The following is a 26538-nucleotide window of genomic DNA, read 5'->3' on the forward strand; positions in this document are numbered from 1 at the left end:
AGCTGAGCACTCACTCATTACTCAGCACGGGCTAAACGCCCCATTAGCGCAGCCTATCGTAGAGACGAAAGCTAACAGTACTCATTTCTCAGCGAGAACTCTGAGCGTCGGCATCCGGCGTTCTGAAGTTCGGTTACTCATCCCTATTTTGGTATGCTTGCCAAAGTTGGTAAATAAACTCATTGAGTTGCTGCTTAGCAGCTAAATCCGGTTCAGTTTTTGATTCCTTTGCTAAAACCTGACTCAACAAGGTAATTACTTCTGTGTCTACAGCTGGTCGAAATAAATTAATATGCCAAAGTAAGTCCGATGCATCTCGTAAGTCGGTAATTACAGATGATTCTTCGATGAAAGTGACAAGCAGCAAAGGACGCACCCAACACAACTGGCGGGAAACTACAACTTGAATGACTTCTGCATACAGATTTCTGTCGCCATGCTCTAAAGCCACAATTTGTCCCGGTTGAAAGTCTAGGCTCATGTCCATCATTACGCAGTTTAGCCAGTGGCAAGGATTGTTTGTCGCTTCCTTCATTTTAAGAGCCACAATGCGCTATGCTTAGATGAAAACCCTAAAACATTTAGGATAGGACTCTTAGGGCAGCCTTAAATATAATATAAGTCTCATAAGTACCTACGAAATACTGCCATAATCGCTCCTGGCATGAAAAGATTTTGCTGGCATAGTATCTAGACAGAAATACTATAGAATAAGTAAATAACTGTTAAGCGATCGCTCGACAGAGACTTTGTTGTAGTGAATCAACGAGAAAAGAGCAAAGAGCCGTGTCAGTTGAAACCATTGAGAAGCGTTCCACATCCCGCAAGCTCGCGCCTCGGTATCGCGTTTTGCTTCATAACGACGACCACAACTCTATGGAGTACGTGGTACAGGCACTAATAACCACTGTGCCGAGCCTCACCCAGCCCCAAGCTGTTAGCATCATGATGGAAGCCCATACAAACGGGTTAGCTTTGGTTATTACTTGCGCTCAAGAACATGCTGAGTTCTATTGCGAAACATTGAAAAGTCATGGTTTAAGTAGCACAATTGAACCTGATGAATAGTCATTAGTCATTCGTCATTTGTCGAAATCTGGAGTTTTGACTAGTGATTATTGACTTACTTTGTATGAAAATAAACTTTGTTCGTTTAGCCCAAAGCCCTGCCCCCATTAGGCTGGGTTGTTTTATTGCGATTTTATTGCTGCTATGGTTGCCCTTTGCTGCACCGATTTACTTACTAGTACGTGATTCTAACTTAGTAAGTATTTTGACTATGGTATTGCTATATGTAGAGTTTATTGTTCTCCTCAAGCTATGGGGTAAATATGTCTACGAGCAGCCGCAAATGCTGCAACATTATGGCTTAGAATTCACGCGGCAAAATGGTGTAGATTTGCTACGTGGCTTGGCTATGGGGTTAATTAACATTCTGATACTCTTTGGGCTACAAGGTTTCTGGGGTTGGCTGATATGGCAACAACCGAAAGTTTTCTTGCTAAAAGTGATTTTAGAAGGTTTAATTGTCGGTTTGGGTATCGGGTTTGCTGAGGAATTATTATTCCGAGGCTGGTTGTTAAATGAGTTACAGCAAGACTATAGCCCGCGCGTAGCACTATGGACAGATGCCATTGCGTTTGCTGCATTACACTTTATCAAACCGCTAGAGGCAATTATTAATACACTGCCGCAATTTCCCGCTTTAGTAGTGCTAGGGTTAACGCAGGTATGGGGAAAGCGCTGGCGTCGTGGACGCTTGGGTTTACCAATCGGTCTACATAGTGGTTTAGTTTGGGGGTACTATGTTATTAATGTTGGAGAATTAACTAAACATTCTGGTAAAGTTCCTGATTGGGTGACTGGTGTGAATAATAACCCCCTACAAGGATTAATGGGGGTGCTGTTGATGAGTGTACTGGCTTTTTGGATACAGGGGAGAGCAGTTAAAAAATCAGTGTTGCTGAATTGACAGTGATTATATTTGAAAACTTGCGAAAATTTTAATAATAACCATCCTTACCCAAGCGTCTCAATCACTGTACCTACCAAACACGCCTTATCCAAATTCACACCATTCAAATTCGCACTTTCTAATTCCGCACAAAGCAAATTCGCCCCTGCCAAATTCGCCCCTGCCAAATTCGCCCCCCGCAAGTCAGCTTCTTCGAGATTTGCATTACTCAATAACGCCCCTTGCAAATCGGTGCGACTCAAGTCTGCACCTTTGAGATTCGCCCCAGTTAGGTTTGCGCCTCGCAAGTCAGCACCCCGCAAGTCAACACCTTGTAAGTTCACGTTCATCAAATTAGCACCACTTAAGAAAGCACCCGCCAACGACACATCACTAAGTCTCGCTCCCATCAAGTTAGCACCGCGCAAATTACTACCGCGCAAGTCAGCCCCCGTTAAATCTGCTTGCATCAAGTTTGCTCCCATTAGGTTCGCCCGCAAATCGGTTTCTTGGAGGTTTGCCCCCATCAAATTCGCTCCTTCCAAATGCCCACCTTCAAATTTAGAAGCAGTGAAATTAGTGCCGACAAGGGTAGCGCCAGCAAGATTAATGCGGCTTAAATCGAGTTGAGAGAGTTCCTCGTCTTCTAAATTTGCCCCTGGTAGCTGTTTAAGTTTTCCTAATCTAATGGCTTCAATATTCATTTGGGGTAACTACCAATTTCCTCACTAGTCTTGCTGTGGCTATCCCATCGGGAATCAAGTATCCAGATCCCGGCGCTGACTTTGGGTGTCATCATAGGTAAGTTAAGTCCCTGTTGTAAACCCATGACTAACAAAGCTAGGGTATCTACAAGTTTAGGGTCAAAACGCGTGGATTGTTGCTGCCTGCACTCATCCAAAGCTTGAGAAAATATTTCTTGGCGACTTTGATTTGACGATTTTTGCTGATTGACTCGCCACTGAAAGTCTGCCAATAATGCTAATATTCTCGACTCTAGGGGAATTTCATCCCCAGCTAAACCCGCTGGTTCTCCTGTACCATTCCACCATTCGGTTTGGTGAGTAATAATTTGAGCAACTGCCCGCAATCGTGGCATTGTTCGTAGTACTTGCGCTCCTGGTACTAAGGGACAAGTTAAAGGAGAACTGGGGGCATCTTCTTGGTAACGTGTGGATATCCCGTCAGTAAGAACGCTTTCAGCTTTTTGTAGTGGATCTATGCGATGCAGCAAACTCGCTAGCCGCAATCTCTTAATTTGCCATGCGGGAAGATCTAAAAGCTGCCCCATTGCCTCAGCAAGTATAACTACTTCCGCCGCTGCCATTGGATTATTGACATCTGCCATATCCATCAGTTGCGCCATCCGCAAAAATGCTTGGATTTCGTTAGAAACCAAGTTGCGATCAAGCGCTTGTTGCCGAAGTGCTGTGGGGATGGATAAATTATCCTGTCCAGTCTGGAGGTAATCTACTACACGGGAGACAACTGCACCCAAATTCTGGGATTTGGCAATCGACGGTACGACAGCTTCTTTATGTACTGTCAGTTTTTTCGCTAATTCTGAGTTGTATTGTCTAATGTGGGCGATCGCTATTTCTACTGTCTCTTGGACTAACTCTGGCTCAAATGTCCACAAGCCGTAGAATTTGCGCTCTAAGTCTGATGTGGGTACTCCAGCGTTCCCATAATCTTCCTCTGATAACTCTTGACAAATTACCATAGCTGTGTACTTTGGCGACAGAATAATCAAGTGCCATTCTTGCGATACTGGATCGACTGGATCTAATTCTACTAAGTCTACATTGGATAATTGACTTGTGGGATGTTCAGCAAAACCAGTGTCAGGAGCAGCCATGATGGCAATTTCGCGACTGCGTTGGGCGATGTCTGCATATCGTTGGGCTTCTTGCAGATACCATTTACCCTGTTGGAAGGCTGTAATGACTAAAGGTGTACCTTCGTCGGCTAAGATGTGGTCTTCTAGGGCATGGCAAAGGGAGACTAGGGTATTTTTGTAGTACACCCCGAATCGAACTGGTCTGGTACTTTGACGATGGGCTGTTTCCAGCTGTTGTAGGATTGAACCTTCTAACATGGGATTTGGTGAAAATAATCGCAGAATAGTCGGGGAGTGGAGAATAAGGAGACGGAATTTTGGCTGATTTGATTGTGCGTCTTCTATTAAATAGTTACTAACTGTTTTTCTTTCGTCTCCATTGGTGCAGAAAGTGCTGCTTCTAAGTCGGCGCAACCCAGTTTTTCTTCTAAGATTTTCATGACTTCACGTCCGAAGTCGTTGGGGTTTTGTTGCCAAGCTTGCAAGCAGACTTCGCCGAAGAATGAACCAAGAGGTTCAGGGTTCCAAAGGAGTTTTTTGGCTGTCCAAGGCATTAAGCTCATTGGATCATACCCTGGTTTAAGAATACCCTCTTTGAAGGCATATTCTTCTAAATGGGTATGGGGTTGCAGTCCAATGAAAAAGATGGCAGGTTCGACTTTATCCGCGCCAAAAATCCGTTCTAGTTCGCGGTGGTAGGCGATAGTTTGGCGAATAGTTTCAGGACGTTCGTCAATCACATTAAAGGAGTAGTTGACGGAAACTAAGTCGTTAAATCCAGCTGCTTTTAAATCACGGCAGTTTTGCAAAACGTTTCGCAGGTTGTACCCCATCCGCATTTTCCGCACGAGTTCTTGAGAACCACTGGTAATACCGATTTCAAAGTAGTTCATCCCGGTTTTTGCCATCAACTCACACAACTCTGGTGTTAAGTTGTCGGCTCTGATGTATGCTGCCCAGTGGATATCTGTCATACCAGAATCGACGATTTTTTGCAAGAGTTCTACAGCATCATCGATAAATTTCCGCGCTGGGATGAATTGGGCATCGGTAAACCAGAAATTGCGAATGCCGCGATCATATAATTGCCGCATCTCGGCAACAACTTCATCGGCTGGGTTGATGCGTACTTGTTTGCCTTCAACTACGGTGTAGACGCAATAACAGCAGTTATGGGGGCAACCACGCTTAGTTTGAACCCCAATGTAGAAGTCTTGTTCTTGCAGGTAGTAGTTAAATTCGGGCCAGATGCTTTCAATATAGTCGTAGTTACAGGCAGTTTTCTCTAGTGGGGTGGGTTGTTCGTGAATTAGCCGTTTCCGTGGTTGAGCTTCTCCGACTACGTAACAACGTTCATCGTGAAACTCCCTACCACTTAAAAGTTTTTCCAATAGGGTTTCCCCTTCACCCACAGAAATAATTGTCCCCTTGGGTAAGCTTTTACCCAACTGTTCGTAAAATACACTGACTGCACCACCGCCAACAACTACACGGGCATTAGAATTATATTTCTGAGCGCGTTTTAAACCGCGTTTGATTAATCCCAGGTTGCGCCACAATTCTACATAGTAAGCGATGAAGATTCGCAAACCGCCCAATCCCCCGCGTAGTTTCAATAGAGGATTCTTAGCGTAGTAAAATTCAAAGGCGTTTTGCAGGGGATTGCCACCGCGTCCCCCGACTGGGGCATATATTTGGATATCTCGCCAAGAAAAGACTAGCAGTGTCGGTTTGAATTCATCAACACAGCGATCCAAAGCGGCAGCATAATCTAAAGGTGGTACTGTTCCCAAATCAAAGATACGCTGTTCGATGTTGGGAAATTGCTTGTGGACGTGATCGCTAAGATAGATAACCCCAATAGGAAAGATGGGGTTACAGGGAAGGCGAACGTAGAGAATTCGATTTTCCATCATGGGTGTTTTAGCTTCAATCTTGCCAAAATTTCGGGGAAAGTTAGAGAAAATCCAGTTTTAAAGCGTGTGTTTGTTTTGGCTACTCTATAGCTATCAGAATCTTGCTTGACATCTAAGCCGATTTTTGATATGTAAAAACTTTGCGTTGCCAATTGTCAGAATCAATAAAATTGTTGTGCCAAATGCATGACATTTAGCGACAGGCTTTATGAAGATATTTTTCATATAGCTTTACGATAACATTGAGCTTATTCATTAAGCGATGATTGAAGCTTATTAGTCCTGGGACAGATGAAACAGAAAAACTTACTTGCTATTTAGGCAAGAAGCAAGGGAATCGTCGTTATACCCATACCCTAATTATCTCTTTAGACAAGTTCAATTTTTTTGCTAGGGAAAAAATATTAAAAACTTTTACACATAGTGTATAATTTTCAAAAAGCAACAGATATTTACAAAAATTTCATAACTTATAGATATTTCTTTAGATAGAAATAATCTCTAAAGATTCAGTTGGTATTCGGAGTTACAGCAACCGGGGATCAGCAGATGCTAGGCTGGGCTAGTGTAATGTAAAATTGTGGCGTAAAGCTCCTCAGCAGTTATGGCTCAAATATTAGATCCTCTACCACCTGAGCAATCAGCGAAAATTCTCTGCTGCTACGTTAATGCCACGAGCAAAATACAAGTGGCTCGCATCTCTAATATTCCCAACTGGTACTTTGAACGGGTCGTTTTTCCTGGACAACGCCTCGTGTTTGAAGCTCCACGGAAGGCTCAAATGGAGATTCATACGGGTATGATGGCAAGTGCAATTTTATCCGATAAGATTCCTTGCGATCGCTTGATGCTCAACGAACCAAGCAGTTATGAATTTGATACAAACTCGTCAGAAGAAAAAGACTCTCTTAATACCAGACAAATAGTGCAAATTAATACAAAAACCGGAGATACTATAAAACCTTTACAAGTCGCTGGTTTCGCATCTGTTGATTAAGAAAAAAATTTTGCTCAAGTTTGCTCAATTTGAGGGTTGCTGAATTCAGTAGCCCTTTTTGTTTATTGGTCAAGAGTCAAGAGTAATTAAATAAGCTAACTTGCTTAATGTTGTATCTTTTCGTCAAGATCGTTATTAGTCATTAGTCCTTTATAAACACAAATGACTAATGACAACCTAAAGAGTTAATGTGCAACTTCAAAATGTAACAGCTTACTCTAACTTTGGACTGTTGACTGTTGACTATCCTCACGAAAAAATATGCTTCTTTATAGCCCAATACAGTTCAGTTAAGCCCAAAAAATTAAATTATGTAGGTTGGGTTGAGGAACGAAACCCAACGTTTGCAGGCCTTTGTTGGGTTTCACTGCGTTCAACCCAACCTACAATTATTCTTAACTGAACCGTATTGCTTTATAGCCTACTAGCTAATGAATCTGCCTTCTTTTATTTGGTTGTGGAAAATAGCGGCTTGGTCGATGGGGTTGTCTCTGCTGGCATATTTGATGTTAGCTGTCACCGGCGTTTTGATGTTTCGGGCGAGAACTTTGCGACAATTCCCTTTTATTAACCCATTTATGAGCGGAAATAGGGGAGTGCGATCGCTCCATCAGATAATCGGTATCAGCATGGTAAGTTTAGTACTGCTACTGCTGGTAATTGGCATTGTTGGCACTTTGGGACATTTTGGTTCCTTGGGACACTCGTCACACTTGGTAGCTGGGCTGATAGTAGTAGTGTTAGTTTTACTGTCTGCTTTTAGTTCTACGCAAATTCATGCTAGTCGAGCTTGGGCCAGACCTTTACACGTTGGCGTGAATATTATCCTGTTTATGGGATTCGCCTGGGTGTCTCTGACTGGTTGGAGTGTAGTGCAAAAGTACTTACCCTAATTAAATCGTTAGGACAATTTCAACAAAGTGTTTCTCTGGAAGCTCTACTGGCATAGAGAAAACAAAAGCATCAACAGGTATTCGTGTTTGTTTGCCTGAATACTTGCTAGGTTCCCAGTTAGTATGAACTTAAAGCCAATAATCGTAATTGAGCCGTGACAGCAAACTCAGCCAATACCTCAGCTTCCATTTTTCGTCTGTCTCCGTTGATTCGCATTACACTGTTGAGTCTATATGTAGCACTCACAGTACCATTGCCTTTCTTATCGCAGGTAACGGCTGCACCTGTATCACCAGCATTATTGTGGGTAGGGATTAGCATCGGTTTAATAGCCCTATATGCCCTATTGACTGAACGAGTAATAGTAGATGACCAGGGAATTCAAGTTACATACCCCGCTTGGGTTCCTCGCTTCTTTCGTAAAGGTTGGATCTTACCTTGGTCGCAGGTGAAAGAGTTAAAGCCTCGCACTACTGGACAGGGTGGACTAGTTTATTATTTCCTCAGTCAGGAGGAAAAAGCTTACCTACTACCGATGCGTGTAGCTGGATTTGCTCGTTTGGTACAAATTGTCCAAGCAAAGACAGGCATTGATACTACTGACGTTCGCCCTTTAGCACAGCCGTGGATGTACCTGATTTTACTGGGATTCACTCTGCTGCTACTATTAGTCGATGGCTGGGCGATCGCCACAGCCTTAGCCACTCGACAATTAACGTAGAATTAGACACGGGGTATTGGTAATTCCCCAGTTCCCAATCCCTAGCCCCCAATCCTCCATTGAACTTGGATAATGTGACAGCAACCACACTCAGGTTAGAGCAAGTTAATCTGTTTGCGAAACTAAAAACCCAACTTCCAGGCAATCAACAGGGATACCCAATATTGCAGAATATTTCGTTGGAGGTGTTTCCAGGGGAACGCTTGGTTATTGTAGGTTCATCTGGTGCTGGTAAAACTTCGTTATTACGCCTCCTCAACCGCCTGATAGAACCTACTAGCGGTAAAATGTATCTGGAAAATCAGGAATATCGCCAAATCCCTGTTATCCAGTTACGCCAAGAGGTGACACTTGTACTACAAGAGTCAAAGCTATTAGGCATGACGGTTCAGCAAGCCTTGGCTTATCCCTTGGTTTTGCGTGGTTTGCCCAAACAGACAATTCAGCAACGAGTTAGTGACTGGATAGAAAAATTACACATTCCCAGTGAATGGTTAAGTAGGACTGAGCTACAACTTTCCGCTGGAGAGCGACAGCTAGTAGCGATCGCTCGTGCTTTAGTCACCCAACCAAAAATCTTATTACTAGATGAGCCAACCTCTGCCCTAGATGCTGGTACAGCTTCTCATGTGATGCAAGTTTTAATCCAGCTAAGTCAAACTTATCAAACTACGATCTTGATAGTAAACCACCAACTAGACCTAGCCCAGATGTTTTGTACACGGTTACTATACCTAAAACAAGGTCATTTATTGGCAAATCAAAGTGCCTCTGAAATAAATTGGATTAACTTACGAGAAAGGTTGATGCAAGCAGAAGCTCAAGCAGCTGAGGAATGGAGTTAAATAGTGCTGAGTGAGTGTGAAAACTCAAAAGTGAGGAGTTAAAAATTACCGAGGTTTTGATTAATGAAACCGACCCACCCTACAGGATTTTGCTACAGACTTCTCTCAAAATTAATAACTTACTAACTTAAAAATCATGACTCATGACTCAGGACTGTGTTAATTGACCACTAAGTGTTGAACGTTGATTGCTAAATTTTTCTTTAGCTAACTTTGTTTGTGATTGTGAAACATTAGCATTCAAAATTTCCATGTTAAAACGGTATCCTACATTGCGGATAGTTTGAATCAAACTGGGTTGACGGGGATCAAGTTCAACCTTTTTCCGCAGCGATAAAACATGAGTATCAATAGTACGCGGGTTGTCGATGGCGTCAGGCCACGCACGACGCAGCAATTCCGACCTACTCAAAGGTAAACCCCCAGCTTGCGCCAAAACATATAGCAAACTGAATTCTTGGGGCGTTAAGTCGATAAATTCCCCTTGGAAGCGCACGCGGCGCTGTACTAGATCGATTTGCAAAGTGCCATAATCCAAATAAGCTGGTGCAGTGGGTGTGCGCTTACGGCGAATTAATGCCTCTACCCTTGCCAGAAACTCTTGCATTCCAAAAGGTTTGCTCAAGTAGTCATCTGCACCTGCCTTTAAACCTGCGACGATATCAGCTTCATTACTACGAGCAGATAGCATGAGAATGAGAGGCTGCTGCTGGCGATGCAACCAACGACAAAACTCAATTCCATCGCCATCAGGCAGATCAGCATCTAGAATAACCAATGTTGGTTGATGGCTTAAAAATACTTCCCTTGCTTGATAAATACTGGCGGCTTGATGCACGCGGTATTCCAGTTGTTGCAAGTGCCAACCCAGCAACGACCTCAGATGGGGATTTCCCTCAACGATTTCAATACAAACCGAACCCACGGCGGCAAGACCCCTTAGCGTCGATGACTTTCAAAGTAACAAGCCCATGCCCAAGGTTTTGTAGCCTTTGTTACTTCAACTGCTATTATCTTTACATTTCCTCCTAAGAAGAGTAGCAATATCTTTAATTTGTGCCTTGCCGAGAGCCGAATAGTAATATTCTTAAATTTTTGTTAGACTTATCAAAAGTTCTTTTGGCTAAATAGCGTGTCAAATAGCAGGTTGTAATGTCCAGAAAAACTGTAATCGAACTACCTTACGATTACCAAAACCATTTTTCAGCATTATGGTAAAATCGGATTCTATCTTAACCAAGATTGATCCCCGCCCTTGCCAATCTAATCTCGCTGTCAACAGAGAAAATCATAAAAATAGCTTACTAAATAATCATATTCCGAGTTTTTCTGGAATAGGATCTAGTTAGATTGTAGCTGCTGGGGGTATTGCCCAAAGTAGATTTATTAACTTTGAGTTAATGCCAAACTGAAAGTAAGACTTCACATTTTGGCGTGAATCATTTACAATTCTCATTCCAAAGAGATTAATACAGCAGTTATGCTCCAAGACACACAAACTATCCGCTATTACCAAAGACTCACTGACGCCTTCGCCGAGTTATGGAATCGCGGTTATCGCACGGATGACATGCGGATGTATTTGGATGGATATCTAGCCGCACTGCGACACGGTAACGCTATTGAACCTTTTCTGATTCATCGTCTCGAAGAGGAAGCAAGCCGCTACTTGTACGATGGCTCAAATTTTGCAGTGCCGCAACCACAGCCACAACCTGATTACTACTAATGCCCTTGCTTCTGTAGTTCATATTAACCGTAGATTATCGCAGACAATTGTAACATATTATCTGTAATAAGCAATGGACTTAATGGTGTGAAATTTTGGAGTTGTATTGATAAAACGCTTTCCCTCAGCCACATCTTGGTCTTGCCAAGTTGACTGAGGGGATTTTTGATCTAAATGTTAGGGCGTCACGGCTAATATGCACTTGCACTAATGCCAAGGCTATTCTTGTCTGTACATAAAATAATGCCATCACTTTTTGGTTAATGGCATTGCAATATTTTTATGAGTTATGCCAATTCTTTGTAAAGATACACTTTATTTACCCCCGACTATTGCCGTTCCTCCCAATTAAAGGGACTAGAGGGAGGTCAGATTTAGTGCATCTTCATAGAGAAATGGTTTTAGAACATTTTAGAACAGTGTACAAAAACAAAACTAAATTGATTGGGAACTTTTTCGCTTTTTACGTTTTAGGTACAAACCTATAGCACCAGCAATTACTGTACCACCAAGGGTAAAAGGTTCGGGAACTGCATCGGGATATGGGTATGGGTAAAAGCTTTGCGTTTGAGCAGCAATGCTTCCAGAGCCGTCTTCTCCAGAGTAGTTGAGTACTGCAAACTGGTCTGTTTGTACAAGTTCTCTCTCTCCATTAGGAAATCCTATAGTCAATAAATATGTTAAAGCAAAGGTAATTCCTTCTTGTGAGAAAGAATAATCAATTTGATCATAGAGTGGCCCCCACCAAGCGGTAGAGTTAGGCACAGAATTAGATAAAGTCTCTAAAATAGTATTGGAAGAATTACGTAAATTTATATTCCATTTATTAACAAGCAAGGGAATTGCAAGATCTTCTCGCGTTTGATCTAAATCCAATACGTATATTCCATCAAAAGAACCATTAGCTAGATTTACAGGCAATCCTGTTGCCTCTGGTGAAGCTTGAGAAACAAATTTGCCAGAAACATTGAATGTTCTTAGTTGAACAGCTCTAACAGGGGAAGTTTCCAAAGCACTAAGCATAGTAACACTTAATGCTGCGGTGGCAGTAGCGTGAGATAAATTGCGCCATAATTGTTTGGTTAACATTAGATCACAAAAGTACTTTTTCAAGATAAATACTGTCAGTATCTACAGCAAAAGGCAATAAAAAAAGGTGTTCTTTATGAAAGAATTATATTGTTGTTTTGCAGGTAATTGTTGAAGAATATATTTGCAAAAACAGCTATATCAAGATTTTATACTAAATTTTTTAGTAAAATCATAAATATTTTTAATGACAAAATAATAGGATAAATTTTATAATTACTGCTGGCTTGATTAGGTTTAATTAATTTATAAATAAAAATATAAAAATAAAAATTTATATGAAGTTTGATGAGCCTTTTAGATTGTTTTAACGTCGGCTTCAAGCGAGATGTTGGTTAATGTTGCGATCGCAGACTTTTGTATACATTGTTTCCACAAAGTACACAAGTAGTAAGCTTAGCCTAACTTAATACTTGCGTATTATTCATTTTTTAGCTTCTTACATAGACAATGCCATTATTTTTTAAGTAATAGCATTGACATATATAGGATATTGAAAATCCTTAAGGTGTTTACTAGAACAAAACTACACTGCTTGAGAAGCTTTACGCTTACGTCTCAGCCACCAACCCATAGCACTAGCAACTACTGTACCACCAAGGGTGAAGGATTCAGGAACAGGTTCGCTGGGAACGAATCTGCTGCTAACAAGTTCGTTGTAAACAGAAGTGACATAACCTTGTTGATCATAGCTCTCGAAATATCCATAAATGGGTACTCCCAAATCAGGATAGTCTACCGGGGTTCCTGTATTTGTTTTTGTGGAATCAACGAATAGAGTAAAGCTTGTATAATTTCCTAGAAAGAAATTTAAACTTTCTGTACCTGCTCTAGCAACGCTTGCAGGAAAATCGTCTGAGGTAAATACAGGTTGTATAGAGCCATTAGAGTATCGTATGTTCACATCCCAATTTTCCAAACCCACACCATCAGGATTAGACAGTTGATCCACATTGACTGTGTAAGTTCCATCAAAAGAACTCCATTTTGGTAATTCAGGATCGCCGCCCACTTGAAAATCAAAAGTTCCAGAGATATTGAATGTGTTCAATTGTGCAGCATTAGCTTTGGCAGTTCCTACAGCAGCAAGCATAGCAATACCGAATACTGTTGTAGCTGTAGTCTGAGATATTTTTTTCCAGGAAAGTTTACTTAACATTGGTAGCAAAAGTATTTTTCCAGTTAAATACTGCCAGTAGCCATAAAGAAAAAGCAACCTCTAAGTGTATTCTTTATAAAGTAAATACATTGCTGTTTTTAAACATTTTTTGAAGAAAATCACTAAAAGCTATCTATATCAATGCTTTTACTAGATTCACAAGCAATATTTTAAATGTTTTTACCGATGGTATATTGATATAAATTTTACGATTCATGCAATTTGATGAGGCGTAGTTTATTTGTTTGGATGCAATGCCGATTAGGAGTAAAATGGCTGTTCACTACTGTGTAATAAGCTACAATCTCTTTTCTAGGGATAAACCTGGTAATTCCAGATGCACATTATAACTGGGACTGGCGCTAGAGGCGGGAGCCTCTAAATAAGTATTCCCAGCCGGAGACTGGGAAGGAGATAATATGCGGTGGGGAACATTGTTGTACCCCGATGAAAGAACTATAGTTTTACGCGATTGTAACTAGAACAAACAAAGTCGGTAGCATAAGTTCTAGTTTGCGACAAAAAGAGGTTTACGAAGCTAGTGCTACTTCTACCAATTGCTGCAATTCGCCTTTTTGGTACAGTTCAATCAAGATATCTGAACCGCCAACGAATTGACCATCAATATACACTTGGGGAATTGTCGGCCAGTTGGAATACTCTTTAATTCCCTGGCGAATTTCAGAGTCGGATAGAACGTCAACCGTCTCGAAGGGAACTCCCAAAGTATTGAGAATCTGCACAACATTGTTGGAGAATCCACATTGGGGCATCAACTTGTTTCCCTTCATGAAAACCATAATCTTATTTTGTTGTAACAAGTTGTCAATTTTGTCTTTGAGTTCTGGTGTCATGATTTTTCTGTTTCCTATTCTGCATTAATAGAGTGCGGTAGAGCCACTGCGTTGCGGAGTGAGGAGTTAACAATTCATAACTCTTAACTCTTAATTTTACGAAGCAGCTGTTGCCTGCCAAGCTTCAGGTGTATACGTTTTTACTGCCAAAGCATGTATCGCTTCGGTTGACATAGCTTGACCCAACGCACCATAAACTAACTGGTGCTGTTGCACTAGCCCCTTACCTGCAAAGTGCGATGAAACTACTGTCACCTGATAGTGATCACCACCACCAGTCAAGTCTTGCACCTGAACTTGTGCGTCTGGCAGTTCCGCCTTGATCATTGCCTCAACCTGTTGCGGGCTAATCATTGCAATTCCTGAAAAAACTTACTTTTCTATTATTAACAGATATAGAGCAGATACCTTTGCCAACTTCAGGTTTTGGCAAGGCTGAGGAGAAATGCGCTTTTAAAGCGTATATTTTGAGAACGCTGGGTTGACTTTGTTGAGGACAATCCTATCCTAGCATTGGGTTAGTCCAAAGCTACGTTTGGGAAGATGGGGGAGAGGAGAAAGAACCAACAGGAATTTAATTTGCTTTTTTGGGGGGGGTTGAGGAAGATGAACTACCCCCTTGTCTGGGATAGGGAGCATCAACAAAACCTAACTCCAACAATTGTTGGTAGGCTTTTTTGCCTAAATCCCGCGTTGGGTTTTGACTCTTAACAATTTGAATCAGCAACGGTACGGCTAATTCCGGTTGATTTTGCGCCCGATGTACCAATGCTAGCTGATAAGTGGCTTCATCTCGCTTTTGGGCGGTTGATAGGGCCTTTTGACGTTGGGAATCGGAAACTCTATTGTCAATTCCAGAAAAGCTTGAGTTTAACTCTTGATAGAAATTAGATAGCTGATTATAAACCTGACGTGCTTCTTGGAGTTTCTTAGCAGCTAAAGGATAGTTTTGGGTAGAAACAGCTTGTTCGGCATCTTTCATCAGGCGATCGCCTCCTTCAATGCTCAAAAGGCTGTTATTTTGGGTTGTGGGACGGAGGTTATTGGGAGCGTTGGGGTCAATGGGTTGCGGTTGTCCGGTAGTGCCTGGTAGCTGTGATACCTGAGCATTGGCTGGTGATGATAATAGGCTGAGGATTGCTATGACTGATAAGGCAGTGAAGCGCATAAAGGGAATGGCAGCAGCAAAGTTCATGGGGTCAATTAGTGTGACAACTATATAGAAAGCTATGGAAACTTCGGGTATCTTACCTCTGTTTTCGTTTTGAACAAAGCAAAGCCACATCCTAAGTTTCTCTGATTTAGACTGAAAATTGGTTTTATAGAGTTCCCATCGCCTGTGTATACTAATTAACTAAAATCCTCTCTATGAGCGATCGCGTCAATTCCTCCGATTTTCCAACCATAGGTGTACCAGCAAGCAGCTTGGGAGTAGTTTTACAACGTGGTGGTGAAGAGTTGATTTTAGAAAAAGTCTTAGACCGCTTCACCGTCCGTCCGGCTACCGATTTTCCTCCCCAACAATTATCCCAGGTTAGTTGGGGTGTTTGGCAGCGCAGTATTCCCCAAGCACGGCTTGAACTATTCACAGTTGCACCAAACCAGTTAGAGGTGGCCATGTCCCAAGCACGCGCTGCCGAAAATGTTGCCTTTGCTAGTCATGTTTATAAAATCAAGGAGAATCCTGGGACTTTCGTTTATCTAAATGACCAAATTACAATTCAATTTGCCTCATCAGTGAACGCTGACAGCATTAATGTCATAGCTAGCACATTTAGCTTAGTCCAAGAAAAACCAATTCTTGGCCTTCCAAATGCTTTCGTGTTTCTCGTCAGCAAACAAGCCACAGAAAACCCGATCAAAATCACCAACCAATTGCAAGGACTTCCAGAAGTTTTAGCTGCTGAGCCTAACATTTTGGTGCAAAGTGAAACCCATTACCAACCCCGCGATTCCCTCTATCCTCAGCAATGGTATCTCAACCACGGCGGCGGTAAACAGTTGGCAGCGGGTTCCCATATTTCTGTAGAAAAAGCTTGGGATATCACTCGCGGTTTACGTTCTGTGATTGTGGCTGTGGTGGACGATTCTTTTGATTTGAACCATCCAGATTTTCAAGGTAATGGGAAAATAGTTGCCCCTAGAGATTTAAAAGAAAATGACTTTTTACCCTTACCTGATGAACAGGAAACTAGTCACGGTACAGCCTGTGCGGGAATAGCGCTTGCTGAAGAAAATGGTACAGGAATTGTAGGAGTTGCCCCTGGTTGTGCGCTGATGCCGATTCGCAGCACGGGGTTTTTAGATGATCAATCAGTTGAGGATATATTCAACTGGGCAATCGAAAAGGGAGCTAGTATCATTTCTTGCAGTTGGGGAGCATCTGCTGTTTATTTTCCTCTGTCTTTGCGTCAACGTGCTGCGATTACCCGCGCCGCCACCAAAGGGCGCAATGGCAAAGGTTGTGTGATTTTATTTGCTGCTGGAAATGCCAACCGTCCAGTTAACGGTACTGTAAATGAGCGGAATTGGCCAAAAAATATATTACAAGGTAATACGAACTGGCTAAGTGGTTTTACGGTACATCCAGATGTGATGGCTATTGCTGCCTCCACTAGCTTGAATAAGAAAGCGGCTTACAGCAATTGGGGCATTAATATTTCGGTATGTGCTCCTAGTAATAATGCTCCACCAGGAGTATCATTTCAGGAAACGGGTTTTGTTTACACACAACCTGCGATCGCCACTTCGCTTTCTGGCTTAGGTGTGTTCACTACCGACCAACTGGGAGCCGCGGGCTACGATCCAAGTAGCTTTACCGACAACTTTGGCGGTACTTCCAGCGCTACTCCTGTAGTTGCGGGCGTGGCAGCTTTGGTTTTGTCAGCAAACTCTGACTTAACCGCTCAACAAGTCAAACGTATTCTCCAAGAAACCGCTGATAAAATTGTTGACCCTGACCCTGACCCGCAACTGGGTGTACGTGAAGGTACTTATGATGGTAATGGTCATTGCCAGTGGTTTGGTTATGGCAAAGTGAATGCAGCTAGGGCAGTACAAGCAGCGCAGCAGCAGCGTACAGCCGCATCAAATACTAGCAGACAAGTACAGGGAGCCAATCTTAACCAAGTAGCGATTCCAGATAATAACCGACAAGGGGTAAAAAGTGCGATCGCAATTTCTGAAGCTGGCTCAGTCAGAGATATTCAGGTAAAAATTAGCCTCACTCACGATTTTTTAGGCGATTTAGAAATTTATTTAATTGCTCCCAATAATGGGCGAGTCTTATTACAAAGTCGTATTTTAGGACGCCGTACTAGTTTACAAACAACTTACACAGTGCGATCGCACCCAGCCCTCAAGCAGCTATTATCCCTACCAGCTAACGGAAGCTGGCAATTGTGGGTAATCGATTACGTGCCACAAGATGTTGGGAAACTAAATACTTGGGAATTAACTTTAGGTATTTAGTCATTAGTCATCAGTCATTAGTCATTTATCCTTTGCTAATGACAAAGAACAAATAAAGAACACTCAGCACTCATTACTCAGCACTGTTGGATGGCTGGTAATTTCTGATTCTTCATAGCTTAATTGTTGTAGCGCCTTTGCTAAATCAGCCGTGAGGTGTTTAGCATTTTGTTTGATAGAGCCATTGGCATAATCTGCTACTTCTATTGCTGAGCCAATGTGAATGTTTACATCTGTACCCCAATTAGGACATGGTTGACTGTAGTTGATGCTGATGGGTATAATTTTTACTCCTAGTCCTGGGTGACTAGACTCAGCACTTAAAGCAAGACGAGCAATTCCCGGCTTCAAAGGCTGAACTTTACCATCACGATAAATCCCGCCTTCTGGAAAAATCACTACGGCTTTTTTTTGCTGAAGTAACTCAACTCCGTGTCGCAGTGTACGGATTGACGGGTGTTGAATATCTACAGGGAATCCCCCCAAATGTCGGACAAACCAGCCTTGCAATCCTTGGCATTCAGTAATAGTCACCATAAACCGCAAGTCTTTTCCTCTCACACAATCAGCAGCAGCATAAGGTACGAGCAATGCATCCCAACGCGCCCGATGGGTAGGAGCGAGAATAACAGGGCCACTTGTGGGAATATTTTTTTGTCCGGTTATGCTAATCCGGCCAAAGAATAATGGTAGTAGGCAGTGACGCCCCAGTAAATACGCCAGAGGACTTAACCAAGGAGAAACCCTTGAGGTAGTAGGAGCCACCTGAGAATTTTCTGGAGTCTTCGCTGGTGTGTACTGACAAATATCGGATGAAGAGTGAAATTCCATCATGACGGTGGCAGCTGATTGACGGGTAAGATTTAACGAAAAGCCTGATTAGTTACACCGTAGATTTTCTTGCATGAATTGTGTCGTACCAGCTGGACAGTTTTACCGCTGTCCTTAACTTTTTTTATGCCTCCTAGTAGCAAACCAGGCTTGCAATTGCTGGCGACAAGCTGACTCTAGAATGCCTCCAATTACCTGTAGGCGGTGATTAGAAGCGGCGCTGTCAGGAATATTAGTAACTGTACGAATTGAACCAGTTTTTGGATCGTCCACTCCATATACAAGCAATCTTAGACGCGCCTGTACAATAGCGCCTGCACACATCGGGCAAGGTTCTAAAGTTACATAGAGGGTACATTCATTAAGACGCCAATTTTGTAAAGTTGTAGCAGCTGTCTTAATAGCGATAATTTCAGCATGAGCCGTGGGGTCTTTATCGCGTTCTTTTCTGTTTTCTCCTTCAGCTAGCAAATATCCAGTTGAATTAATAATAACAGCACCAACAGGAACTTCACCCGCATCACCTGCTGTTTGTGCCAATTCTAGGGCGCGGCTCATCCATTTTTTATGTATAAGATATTCTGTGTATTCAGTTAACATATTTTTATAGCTATCGGATGAGTAAATACACTGACAAAAGAGATAGGAGTAGAGACGCGATTAATTGCGTCTGTTAGGAGTTAAAGATATTCTGAATCTCTGAGTTGTATTTGAATTCTGACTTTGCGAGAGTGTATCGCAGTCAATTGAGAACTGCGATAAATTTAAGGTCAAACTGAATTTTGGCAACCAAATAGCCCGCAGACTAAAAATCGAGTCTGGGGCTAACATCACCAAGCCTGCAAAAGTGAGCTAATTGTCTAAATAACGGCTTGGGCTAACATGGGGTCGAGTTGTCCTTGTGTATCTAACTGATAGAGGTCATCACAGCCACCAATGTGCTGCTGATTGATGAAAATCTGTGGCACAGTACGGCGTCCGTTAGCACGTTCTGCCATTTTAGCTCTGGCTGCTTCGTCGCCGTCAATTTTGTATTCGGTGAAGTTTACACCTTTCCACCACAGCAGTAGCTTAGCGCGGATGCAATAAGGACAGGTTTGCCAAGTATAAATTTCTACGTTAGCTTTAACGCGCTCTGGATGCCGATTTAGGAGGGGATTAAGAAAGTCCAGCATATTTATTCTTAAAAGAGATTTTAACTATCTCTAGCCTAGATCATTGCTGGCGTTGGTTAGCGCATTGGGGCTGGAACCCACTTACCAAAACTCTCTAGATGATTCCAGTAAGCCAAATATCCAGTGAATGCCCAAATTAGAGCGGCTACTATCAGCACAACTGCACCAATTAACCGCCAAGTTCGGTTCGTTTTCCAATAGAGAGTTGGTGCAGCGCAGACACCACCTAACCCAGTGAGAATAAAACCGATTCCTGACAAAAGTGGTTGCCTTGTCAAGCTTAAGTTGATGATGCGTATACCTAGCACGATCGCAACCAGACCAGCAAAAAAGGCGTAAATTGCTATTGTCAGCAAATCCCAACTTTGGGAGAGGGCGATCGCTGCTGCAACAAATAAAATCCCAAATAGAACACTGGTTTCCCCGAAAGTAATATTAAAGCTACCAGTAACAGGCCAGGTGAAGATCATGTGCAAACCAGTTGTTAATGCGATCGCACCTGTTATCCCAAATCCAGGAATCCATTGTTTTTGATGAGGGCTATCTATTCCACGATTCACATAGTCAGCCAGTAAAACTAACCCGGCTACCATATTGATCAACATTAGTGTGATGTAGTCAATAAACATGATTAACCTCTTGATATCGTTCTAGATTGGTCTAATGTTTTGACTGAACTTACCAGCTTTCTTTATTCTCTTATCTAGAACCATAGATAAACTTAACGCTGAAGCAAAGTGATGTTTTTAGCCAAAACATCACTCATAACTCATAACTCAGCACTGACCATGCTATATGCTGGAATAAGATGAGCAAGAAAAGGATGTCGCAACTGGCACTTTTTTAACCAGTTAGCAGCAAAACTTAACTTTCCTCCACGTGTATCCGCCCTTTGGTAGACTTGAAAACTGAAATAGCCAGATAAAAAGACGCGAAGACAAGCAGTTAAGGGGGCAGACTCTGTGGAAAATACACTTGGTTTAGAGATTATTGAAGTAGTAGAACAAGCAGCGATCGCATCCGCCAAGTGGATGGGTAAAGGCGAAAAAAACACTGCTGACCAAGTAGCAGTAGAAGCCATGCGGGAGCGGATGAATAAAATTTACATGCGCGGTCGCATTGTCATTGGAGAAGGCGAACGCGATGACGCCCCTATGCTTTACATCGGGGAAGAAGTCGGTATCTGTACTCAACCAGATGCCAAAAACTTCTGTAACCCGGATGAATTAATCGAGATTGACATCGCTGTTGACCCTTGTGAAGGTACGAACTTGGTAGCTTATGGACAACCTGGTTCGATGGCTGTCTTGGCAATTTCTGAAAAAGGTGGATTATTTGCTGCTCCTGACTTTTACATGAAAAAGTTAGCAGCGCCCCCCGCAGCTAAGGGCAAGGTAGACATTAACAAGTCCGCAACGGAAAACCTCAAGATTCTTTCTGAGTGTCTAGAGCGCTCTATTGAAGAACTTGTGATCGTGGTAATGAAGCGCGATCGCCACAATGATTTAATTAAAGAAATCCGTGAGGCTGGAGCGAGAGTACAACTAATTTCGGATGGTGATGTGGGTGCAGCCATAAGCTGTGGTTTTGCCGGAACTAATATCCACGCGTTGATGGGTATCGGTGCTGCTCCTGAAGGTGTAATCTCCGCAGCCGCAATGCGTGCTTTGGGTGGACACTTCCAAGGTCAACTGATTTACGATCCAGAAGTCGTGAAAACAGGTCTGATTGGAGAAAGCAAACAAGCCAACATTGATCGTCTAAAGTCTATGAATATCAATGACCCCGATAAGGTCTATGATGCTCATGAATTGGCATCTGGCGAAACTATTTTGTTCGCTGCTAGCGGAATTACCACTGGTAATCTAATGCAAGGTGTGCGTTTCTTCAAGGGTGGAGCAAGAACTGAAAGCTTGGTAATTTCCAACCAGTCAAAAACTGCTCGATTTGTCGATACAATCCACATGTTTGGCGAACCGAAGACTCTCCAACTGAACTAATTCTTGGGGACGGGGAATGGCAAAAGTAGGGGCGAAGCATTTGGAAAGAAATCTTTCAATCAAACTGAAAAATAGTCATCTAAATGCTTCATCCGTACAGTAGTTAGTAGTTATTAGTTAGTGATTAATTGTTGTTTGTTGTTCTAAGCAACAAATAATAATTCCCCCTTACCCCTTATCCCCAGAGGGCCCCAGAGTTACCCATTCTTTATTCCCAACTACCAATTAGTAACTACGATTTAGCAAATGAATATAGCAGTGGTGGGGTTAAGCCATAAAACAGCCCCAGTTGAAGTCCGGGAAAAGCTGAGCATTCCAGAACCACAAACTGAAAGCGCGATCGCTCATTTAACCAGCTATCCTCATATTGAAGAAGTCGCAATCCTTAGCACTTGTAATCGGCTGGAAATTTACATTGTTACCACTGAAACAGATCAAGGTATCCGAGAAGTTACTCAGTTTCTTTCGGAACACAGCAAATTACCTGTGCTTTCTCTGCGGCAACACTTGTTTATGTTGCTACATGATGATGCAGTGATGCATATCATGCGGGTAGCAGCCGGCTTAGATAGTCTGGTACTCGGAGAAGGTCAAATTCTGGCCCAAGTGAAAACTACTCACAAACTGGGACAGCAATATAATGGTATAAAAACCATTCTGAATCGATTATTTAAACAAGCGCTGACAGCTGGTAAACGGGTTCGCACCGAAACCAGTATCGGCACTGGTGCAGTCTCTATCAGTTCGGCAGCTGTAGAGTTAGCACAAATAAAAGTGGCAAATTTAGCAGCTTGTCGAGTGGCAATTCTGGGTGCTGGTAAAATGTCACGGTTATTGGTGCAACACTTGCTTTCTAAAGGTGCTGTGCAAATTAGTATTGTAAATCGCTCTCAAGAACGTGCCCAGGAGTTAGCGAAACATTTCCCCGGCCAACCGATCCAAACTCATTTGCTATCGGAAATGATGACCGTGATTGCCGATAGTGATTTAGTGTTTACAAGTACTTCGGCAACAGAACCGATACTTGACCGTGCCAAGTTGGAAATGGTTTTAGAACCTCAGCGCTCTCTAATGTTATTTGATATTTCTGTACCCCGTAATGTTCATGGGGATGTGAATGAACTGGTAAATGTACAGGCCTTCAATGTGGATGATTTAAAAGCGGTAGTAGCGCAAAACTATGAAAGCCGCCGGAAGATGGCTCAAGAAGCAGAGCGACTCTTAGATGAAGAAGTGGAAGCCTTTGATATTTGGTGGCGCTCTCTTGAAACTGTGACTACTATCAGCTGTCTGCGGAATAAAATCGAAACTATCCGCGAACAAGAATTAGAAAAAGCTTTGTCAAGATTGGGTTCAGAATTTGCTGACAAACATCAAGAGGTGATCGAAGCCTTAACAAGGGGAATTGTTAATAAAATTTTACATGATCCAATGGTACAGTTGCGATCGCAGCAAGACGTAGAGGCAAGACGGCGCTGTATGCAGACCTTGCAAATGTTGTTTAACTTAGATGCAGGGGAACAGTTTAGTTAAATCAATTTGAGATTCGGATAAATTCAAAATTTAAAATTGAGTTGTGTTGCTGTTATGGGTATGTGCTTTTAATTTCGCTTTGCACCTAACAGTAGAAGTTTTGTGGTGTGTGAAAGTTAAATACTTACTGAAATAGTGCTGAGCATATAGATTACTCAGCACTACTGAACCTCCTCAACGGTCGAATACCAAGTAAGAGAGAGGGATAAATTTTGCTAACATCCTCAAGTTATAGATATCAGTAGTGAGTGCGTAAGCGTAGCCCGTCGTAGCGAAAAGTTATGTAAGCGGTTTTCCCAACCTAAGAAACTTTTCAAGACAGCGAAAAGTTGAGCCAGTCGCTTGGGCGAACTGGCGTGGAGCGCCGACTACCCTGCGGGAACGCCAAAGGCGAACCGACGTTGGCGCAACCTCTCGCAGAGAAGACATCCAAACTTTTCAAGCTATACATCACACACCCCATATACTCAGCAGTAATGAAATTTTGAGTTTTTAATCAGTGGAATTTGAATCGCTTATAACAATGGTCTTGTTCTAGCTTGATAGTCCATTAAAGCGCCTTGACTAATTACAGTCCGTCCATTGCTTCGACTAATAGGAATTTGTCCTTTTTGTACAGCCATGTACAAGGTGCTTTGGTCTACACCCAAGAATCTGGCTGCTTCTACAAGTGAAGTTCCCTGTCTGAGGGTACTCCCTCTTTTTCTGCTGCTAATTGATGAGGGATATATCATAGCAAAATGTAAAGAACAAGTTAAGAAATCTCAATCTTTTACGAAAAAAACCTAAAAATTAACATTAATCAAATTTTGTTCTAGACAAGGGAAAGCTGTCTCAGAGTAGCACAGCAAGACTAATTTGATTTCTTTCTAATTAGATTGAGATCGAATTCAATTATAACAAATTATGAAGCAAGAACAATTTAAGACCCTGCTGCGATTTTTCAAAGCTTTGGCAGACGAGAGCCGATTGAAAATTGTAGGTATCCTGGCGAATCAGGAATGCAGCGTCGAAGAATTGGCGGTGCTACTGCAACTCAAAGAACCGACGGTATCTCATCATCTGGCAAGGCTCAAAGAGCTGAATTTAGTAACTATACGCCCTGAAGGTAATAGCCGCCTGTACCAACTAGACAGCGAAGCTTTGCAAAGCATCAGCAAGGAAATTTTCACGCCAGAGCAAATTGCATCTTTGATTGAAGATGTAGATACTGAAGCGTGGGAAAGCAAAGTTTTGAAAAACTATTTCGAGGGCGATGTCTCCGACAAGGACTCCATTCAACGCCTCAAAGAAATTCCTGCTAGTCGCAAAAAACGCTTAGTGATTCTCAAGTGGTTAGCAAACAAATTTGAGATTGGGATTCAGTATCCAGAACGCACAGTGAATGACATTCTTAAGCGCTATCATCCTGACTGCGCTACTCTACGACGAGAGTTAATTGGCTACCAATTAATGCAGCGAGAGAATGGGGTTTACTGGCGTATGACAGAGGTGTGATAATAGTCCACGAATTAAACTCTCGTGTATCTAATTTACTTTTTAAGACAGATCACTGCAAGAATTCTGTGAGTGTTGCATCTACTGTTTATAGCTCACAGACTGCATCTAGGGACTGGTAAATGCAAAAAGAACAATTTCGCATATCGCTGCGTTTTTTACTGTACTTAATTATTACAGCAATATATACTAATACAAGTATAAAATATGTCAACATTTACAGATGACCAAAAAGAGGCTGCTGAGGCAGATATTCGGAGCAAGCAGCAGCAAGTTAATTACAATACAACAGAGTATCCGGTTGAAGTACTAGTTCAGAAATACATTAAGGGAAAGGATGACGACACTAATGAGTTGTTTATACCAGACTACCAGAGAGAAATGGCTTGGGATGAATCAAGACAATCGAAGTTTATTGAGTCTGTGCTTCTAGGATTGCCAATACCTTATATCTTCGTTGCTGATATATCTGATGACGAAAAGGATAATGCACGTTTAGAAATCATAGACGGTTCACAACGCATCCGTACCTTAGCTCGTTTTGTTAATAACAAATTCAAATTAAGTGGACTCAAGAAGCTAACTAAATTAAATGAATTCACTTTTGATGATTTACCACTTGCTCGTCAAAGACGCTTTAACCGAACTAGTCTTAGGATGATACAACTAACCGAAAATGCAGATGAGGAAGTCCGAAGAGATATATTTGAACGAATAAATACAGGTAGTGTTGAATTGAATGAGATGGAAAAGCGCAGAGGTATAATGCGCGGTTCTTTCCTTGATTTGATTGATGAACTCTCGAAAAACCACAAATTTCGTAATTTATGCTCTTTTACTGATGCTGCTATCAATAGGCGTGAGCCACAAGAATTTGTGTTACGGTTTTTTGCATTTTTAAATAAATATAAACACTTCAATGCAAACAAAATAAATGAATTTCTTGATGAATATCTAAAAGAAGTCAATGAAGATAAAACCTTAGAAAGTGAAAAAATGCAGATGGAATTTCTATCAATGCTAGATTTTGTAGAACAATATTTTCCTCAAGGATTTCGACAAGGTAAAGATTATGCTAAAACCACAACACGAATTAAATTTGAATCTCTTTCTGTGGGAATTTCTCTTGCCTTAAGAAGAAATGTTAATATTACACTAAATTCAGTAGAATTACTCAACTCAAAAGAATTTAAAGAATATACCAAATACGATGCTAGCAGTTCTAGAACTAAAGTTATTCGACGTATTGAGTATGTGCGTGATCAACTACTAGGTAAATCATGACAGGTACGTTACTTCAAGATTTTAACAAACGTTCTAAAGAAGTAAGCAAGTATTTTATTTTTCTTAAAAATTTAGAACAGGGAAATATTAAATTAATCATGGAAGGGATGGATGGAAAAACAAAAACACGGACAATTGACACTGAATTAGAAAAAACTTTAAAGGCAAGTGGATTCTTACTGTTATATAATTTGATTGAATCCACTATGAGAAATGCTATTGAGGCAATATTTGATGATATTAGGAAAGAAGGAGTTTCTTTTGATCAAGTGAGTGTTGAACTTAAAAAAGTTGTTTTGAGTAACTTAAAAAAGCGTAATCCAGATAAATTACTTTCGGCGATAACAGCAATTTCCCTTGATATCATCGCTGCTGGTTTTGATAAACAGGATTTATTTTCTGGAAATATCGATGCAAAATTAATTAAAAAGCTAGCTGATGAATACGGCTTTTCACATAAAACTGATCCAACGAGAACTGGAAATGGTAATGATTTATTAACTATTAAATCAAATAGAAATGATTTGGCGCATGGTATCAAGTCATTTGGAGAAGTGGGTCGAGATAAAAGCGCTGAAGAACTTTTAGAAATAAAAAATAAAGTTTTAAAGTATTTAAAACAAATATTAATAAATATTGAAATATATTTAAATAACAAAGAATATTTACACAGAAAAAAATTATAAATATTATAGTATTATAGTTAATTTTTAATTATATAAATATCTGGCTTGGCAAATGGCAAGCTA

29 protein-coding genes are annotated in these 26538 nt (G+C 41.5%); 13 read left to right on the top strand and 16 right to left on the bottom strand.

What is annotated here, in order from left to right; translation table 11 throughout:
- Positions 1 to 133: 133 nt before the first annotated feature.
- Positions 134 to 487, bottom strand: coding sequence for a hypothetical protein (locus HCR01_RS20045; RefSeq protein WP_193197913.1), 354 nt, complete (start codon positions 485 to 487; stop codon positions 134 to 136).
- A gap of 299 nt (positions 488 to 786) precedes the next feature.
- Here HCR01_RS20045 and clpS point away from each other — a divergent pair, with 299 nt between their 5' ends.
- A complete protein-coding gene (clpS, locus tag HCR01_RS20050; RefSeq protein WP_162396933.1) occupies positions 787 to 1068 on the top strand; it encodes an ATP-dependent Clp protease adapter ClpS in 282 nt (93 codons plus the stop codon).
- A gap of 64 nt (positions 1069 to 1132) precedes the next feature.
- On the top strand, positions 1133 to 1972 hold the full coding sequence (locus HCR01_RS20055; protein ID WP_193197859.1) for a CPBP family intramembrane glutamic endopeptidase: 840 nt from the start codon (positions 1133 to 1135) through the stop codon (positions 1970 to 1972).
- A 47-nt stretch (positions 1973 to 2019) separates the two neighbouring features.
- On the opposite strand, the gene HCR01_RS20060 is transcribed toward HCR01_RS20055, so the two are convergent.
- The 3 genes from HCR01_RS20060 to HCR01_RS20070 form a co-directional block, all read right to left on the bottom strand.
- Positions 2020 to 2658 carry a pentapeptide repeat-containing protein gene (locus HCR01_RS20060; protein WP_193197860.1) on the bottom strand — a complete coding sequence of 213 codons (639 nt, stop codon included), beginning with the start codon at positions 2656 to 2658 and terminating at the stop codon, positions 2020 to 2022.
- A complete protein-coding gene (locus HCR01_RS20065) occupies positions 2655 to 4052 on the bottom strand; it encodes a DICT sensory domain-containing protein (protein WP_193197861.1) in 1398 nt (465 codons plus the stop codon). The genes HCR01_RS20060 and HCR01_RS20065 overlap by 4 nt, the downstream gene beginning before the upstream one ends.
- An 86-nt stretch (positions 4053 to 4138) precedes the next feature.
- A complete protein-coding gene (locus HCR01_RS20070; RefSeq protein ID WP_193197862.1) occupies positions 4139 to 5710 on the bottom strand; it encodes a photosystem II high light acclimation radical SAM protein in 1572 nt (523 codons plus the stop codon).
- 604 nt (positions 5711 to 6314) lie between these two features.
- Here HCR01_RS20070 and HCR01_RS20075 point away from each other — a divergent pair.
- The 4 genes from HCR01_RS20075 to HCR01_RS20090 all read left to right on the top strand — a co-directional run bounded on the left by HCR01_RS20075 (position 6315) and on the right by HCR01_RS20090 (position 9167).
- Complete coding sequence (locus tag HCR01_RS20075; protein ID WP_193197863.1) at positions 6315 to 6707, top strand: DUF1830 domain-containing protein; 393 nt, start codon at positions 6315 to 6317, stop codon at positions 6705 to 6707.
- Between the two features lie 431 nt (positions 6708 to 7138).
- Complete coding sequence (locus HCR01_RS20080; RefSeq protein ID WP_193197864.1) at positions 7139 to 7600, top strand: DUF4079 domain-containing protein; 462 nt, start codon at positions 7139 to 7141, stop codon at positions 7598 to 7600.
- Positions 7601 to 7755: 155 nt separating this feature from the next.
- On the top strand, positions 7756 to 8322 hold the full coding sequence (locus HCR01_RS20085; RefSeq protein WP_193197865.1) for a hypothetical protein: 567 nt from the start codon (positions 7756 to 7758) through the stop codon (positions 8320 to 8322).
- Between the two features lie 65 nt (positions 8323 to 8387).
- On the top strand, positions 8388 to 9167 hold the full coding sequence (locus tag HCR01_RS20090; protein WP_193197866.1) for an ATP-binding cassette domain-containing protein: 780 nt from the start codon (positions 8388 to 8390) through the stop codon (positions 9165 to 9167).
- 148 nt (positions 9168 to 9315) lie between these two features.
- Here HCR01_RS20090 and HCR01_RS20095 read toward each other — a convergent pair whose 3' ends face one another.
- The gene (locus HCR01_RS20095; protein WP_193197867.1) at positions 9316 to 10092 is read right to left on the bottom strand and encodes a response regulator transcription factor; all 777 of its coding nucleotides are present in this window, start codon (positions 10090 to 10092) and stop codon (positions 9316 to 9318) included.
- A gap of 555 nt (positions 10093 to 10647) precedes the next feature.
- Between HCR01_RS20095 and HCR01_RS20100 the strand changes: the two genes are divergently transcribed.
- Positions 10648 to 10896, top strand: coding sequence for a DUF6761 family protein (locus tag HCR01_RS20100; protein WP_162396943.1), 249 nt, complete (start codon positions 10648 to 10650; stop codon positions 10894 to 10896).
- Positions 10897 to 11331: 435 nt separating this feature from the next.
- On the opposite strand, the gene HCR01_RS20105 is transcribed toward HCR01_RS20100, so the two are convergent.
- From HCR01_RS20105 to HCR01_RS20125, 5 genes are all read right to left on the bottom strand, one after another.
- Entirely contained in the window at positions 11332 to 11985 is a 654-nt protein-coding gene (locus tag HCR01_RS20105; protein WP_193197868.1) for a PEP-CTERM sorting domain-containing protein, read from the bottom strand.
- Positions 11986 to 12511: 526 nt separating this feature from the next.
- Positions 12512 to 13144 (bottom strand): hypothetical protein, encoded by a 633-nt coding sequence (locus tag HCR01_RS20110; RefSeq protein WP_193197869.1) that lies wholly within the window; start codon positions 13142 to 13144, stop codon positions 12512 to 12514.
- A 530-nt stretch (positions 13145 to 13674) separates the two neighbouring features.
- Positions 13675 to 13998 (bottom strand): Grx4 family monothiol glutaredoxin, encoded by a 324-nt coding sequence (gene grxD / locus HCR01_RS20115; protein WP_162396945.1) that lies wholly within the window; start codon positions 13996 to 13998, stop codon positions 13675 to 13677.
- A gap of 96 nt (positions 13999 to 14094) precedes the next feature.
- Positions 14095 to 14352, bottom strand: a complete 258-nt coding sequence (locus HCR01_RS20120; protein WP_162396946.1) for a BolA family protein — start codon at positions 14350 to 14352, stop codon at positions 14095 to 14097.
- Positions 14353 to 14572: 220 nt separating this feature from the next.
- Positions 14573 to 15193 carry a TrbC/VirB2 family protein gene (locus HCR01_RS20125; protein WP_193197914.1) on the bottom strand — a complete coding sequence of 207 codons (621 nt, stop codon included), beginning with the start codon at positions 15191 to 15193 and terminating at the stop codon, positions 14573 to 14575.
- Between the two features lie 173 nt (positions 15194 to 15366).
- On the opposite strand from HCR01_RS20125, the gene HCR01_RS20130 reads away from it, so the two are divergent.
- Positions 15367 to 17469, top strand: a complete 2103-nt coding sequence (locus HCR01_RS20130) for a S8 family serine peptidase (protein ID WP_193197870.1) — start codon at positions 15367 to 15369, stop codon at positions 17467 to 17469.
- A 63-nt stretch (positions 17470 to 17532) separates the two neighbouring features.
- On the opposite strand, the gene HCR01_RS20135 is transcribed toward HCR01_RS20130, so the two are convergent.
- From HCR01_RS20135 to HCR01_RS20150, 4 genes are all read right to left on the bottom strand, one after another.
- On the bottom strand, positions 17533 to 18303 hold the full coding sequence (locus HCR01_RS20135) for a lysophospholipid acyltransferase family protein (protein WP_193197871.1): 771 nt from the start codon (positions 18301 to 18303) through the stop codon (positions 17533 to 17535).
- A 111-nt stretch (positions 18304 to 18414) separates the two neighbouring features.
- Positions 18415 to 18900, bottom strand: coding sequence for a tRNA adenosine(34) deaminase TadA (tadA, locus tag HCR01_RS20140; protein WP_193197872.1), 486 nt, complete (start codon positions 18898 to 18900; stop codon positions 18415 to 18417).
- A 260-nt stretch (positions 18901 to 19160) separates the two neighbouring features.
- On the bottom strand, positions 19161 to 19475 hold the full coding sequence (grxC, locus tag HCR01_RS20145; RefSeq protein ID WP_162396949.1) for a glutaredoxin 3: 315 nt from the start codon (positions 19473 to 19475) through the stop codon (positions 19161 to 19163).
- 56 nt (positions 19476 to 19531) lie between these two features.
- Positions 19532 to 20104, bottom strand: coding sequence for a DUF981 family protein (locus HCR01_RS20150; protein ID WP_193197873.1), 573 nt, complete (start codon positions 20102 to 20104; stop codon positions 19532 to 19534).
- A gap of 333 nt (positions 20105 to 20437) precedes the next feature.
- Between HCR01_RS20150 and glpX the strand changes: the two genes are divergently transcribed.
- Complete coding sequence (glpX, locus tag HCR01_RS20155) at positions 20438 to 21475, top strand: class II fructose-bisphosphatase (protein ID WP_162396951.1); 1038 nt, start codon at positions 20438 to 20440, stop codon at positions 21473 to 21475.
- A 246-nt stretch (positions 21476 to 21721) separates the two neighbouring features.
- Positions 21722 to 23008 (top strand): glutamyl-tRNA reductase, encoded by a 1287-nt coding sequence (locus tag HCR01_RS20160; protein ID WP_193197874.1) that lies wholly within the window; start codon positions 21722 to 21724, stop codon positions 23006 to 23008.
- A 279-nt stretch (positions 23009 to 23287) separates the two neighbouring features.
- Here HCR01_RS20160 and HCR01_RS38850 read toward each other — a convergent pair whose 3' ends face one another.
- Both HCR01_RS38850 and HCR01_RS20165 read right to left on the bottom strand, forming a co-directional pair.
- Positions 23288 to 23437, bottom strand: coding sequence for a hypothetical protein (locus HCR01_RS38850; RefSeq protein WP_226889461.1), 150 nt, complete (start codon positions 23435 to 23437; stop codon positions 23288 to 23290).
- Between the two features lie 86 nt (positions 23438 to 23523).
- Positions 23524 to 23742 carry a helix-turn-helix domain-containing protein gene (locus HCR01_RS20165; protein ID WP_193197875.1) on the bottom strand — a complete coding sequence of 73 codons (219 nt, stop codon included), beginning with the start codon at positions 23740 to 23742 and terminating at the stop codon, positions 23524 to 23526.
- 172 nt (positions 23743 to 23914) lie between these two features.
- Here HCR01_RS20165 and HCR01_RS20170 point away from each other — a divergent pair, with 172 nt between their 5' ends.
- The 3 genes from HCR01_RS20170 (at position 23915) to HCR01_RS20180 (ending at position 26475) form a co-directional block, all read left to right on the top strand.
- Positions 23915 to 24505 (top strand): metalloregulator ArsR/SmtB family transcription factor, encoded by a 591-nt coding sequence (locus HCR01_RS20170; protein ID WP_193197876.1) that lies wholly within the window; start codon positions 23915 to 23917, stop codon positions 24503 to 24505.
- 207 nt (positions 24506 to 24712) lie between these two features.
- Positions 24713 to 25789, top strand: a complete 1077-nt coding sequence (locus HCR01_RS20175; RefSeq protein WP_193197877.1) for a DUF262 domain-containing protein — start codon at positions 24713 to 24715, stop codon at positions 25787 to 25789.
- Positions 25786 to 26475, top strand: coding sequence for an MAE_28990/MAE_18760 family HEPN-like nuclease (locus tag HCR01_RS20180; protein ID WP_193197878.1), 690 nt, complete (start codon positions 25786 to 25788; stop codon positions 26473 to 26475). Before HCR01_RS20175 ends, HCR01_RS20180 begins: the two co-directional genes overlap by 4 nt.
- Positions 26476 to 26538 lie beyond the last annotated feature (63 nt).

Origin of the sequence: Nostoc sp. MG11 (genome assembly GCF_014904695.1) — a bacterium.
In the GTDB taxonomy this organism is placed as follows: domain Bacteria; phylum Cyanobacteriota; class Cyanobacteriia; order Cyanobacteriales; family Nostocaceae; genus Komarekiella.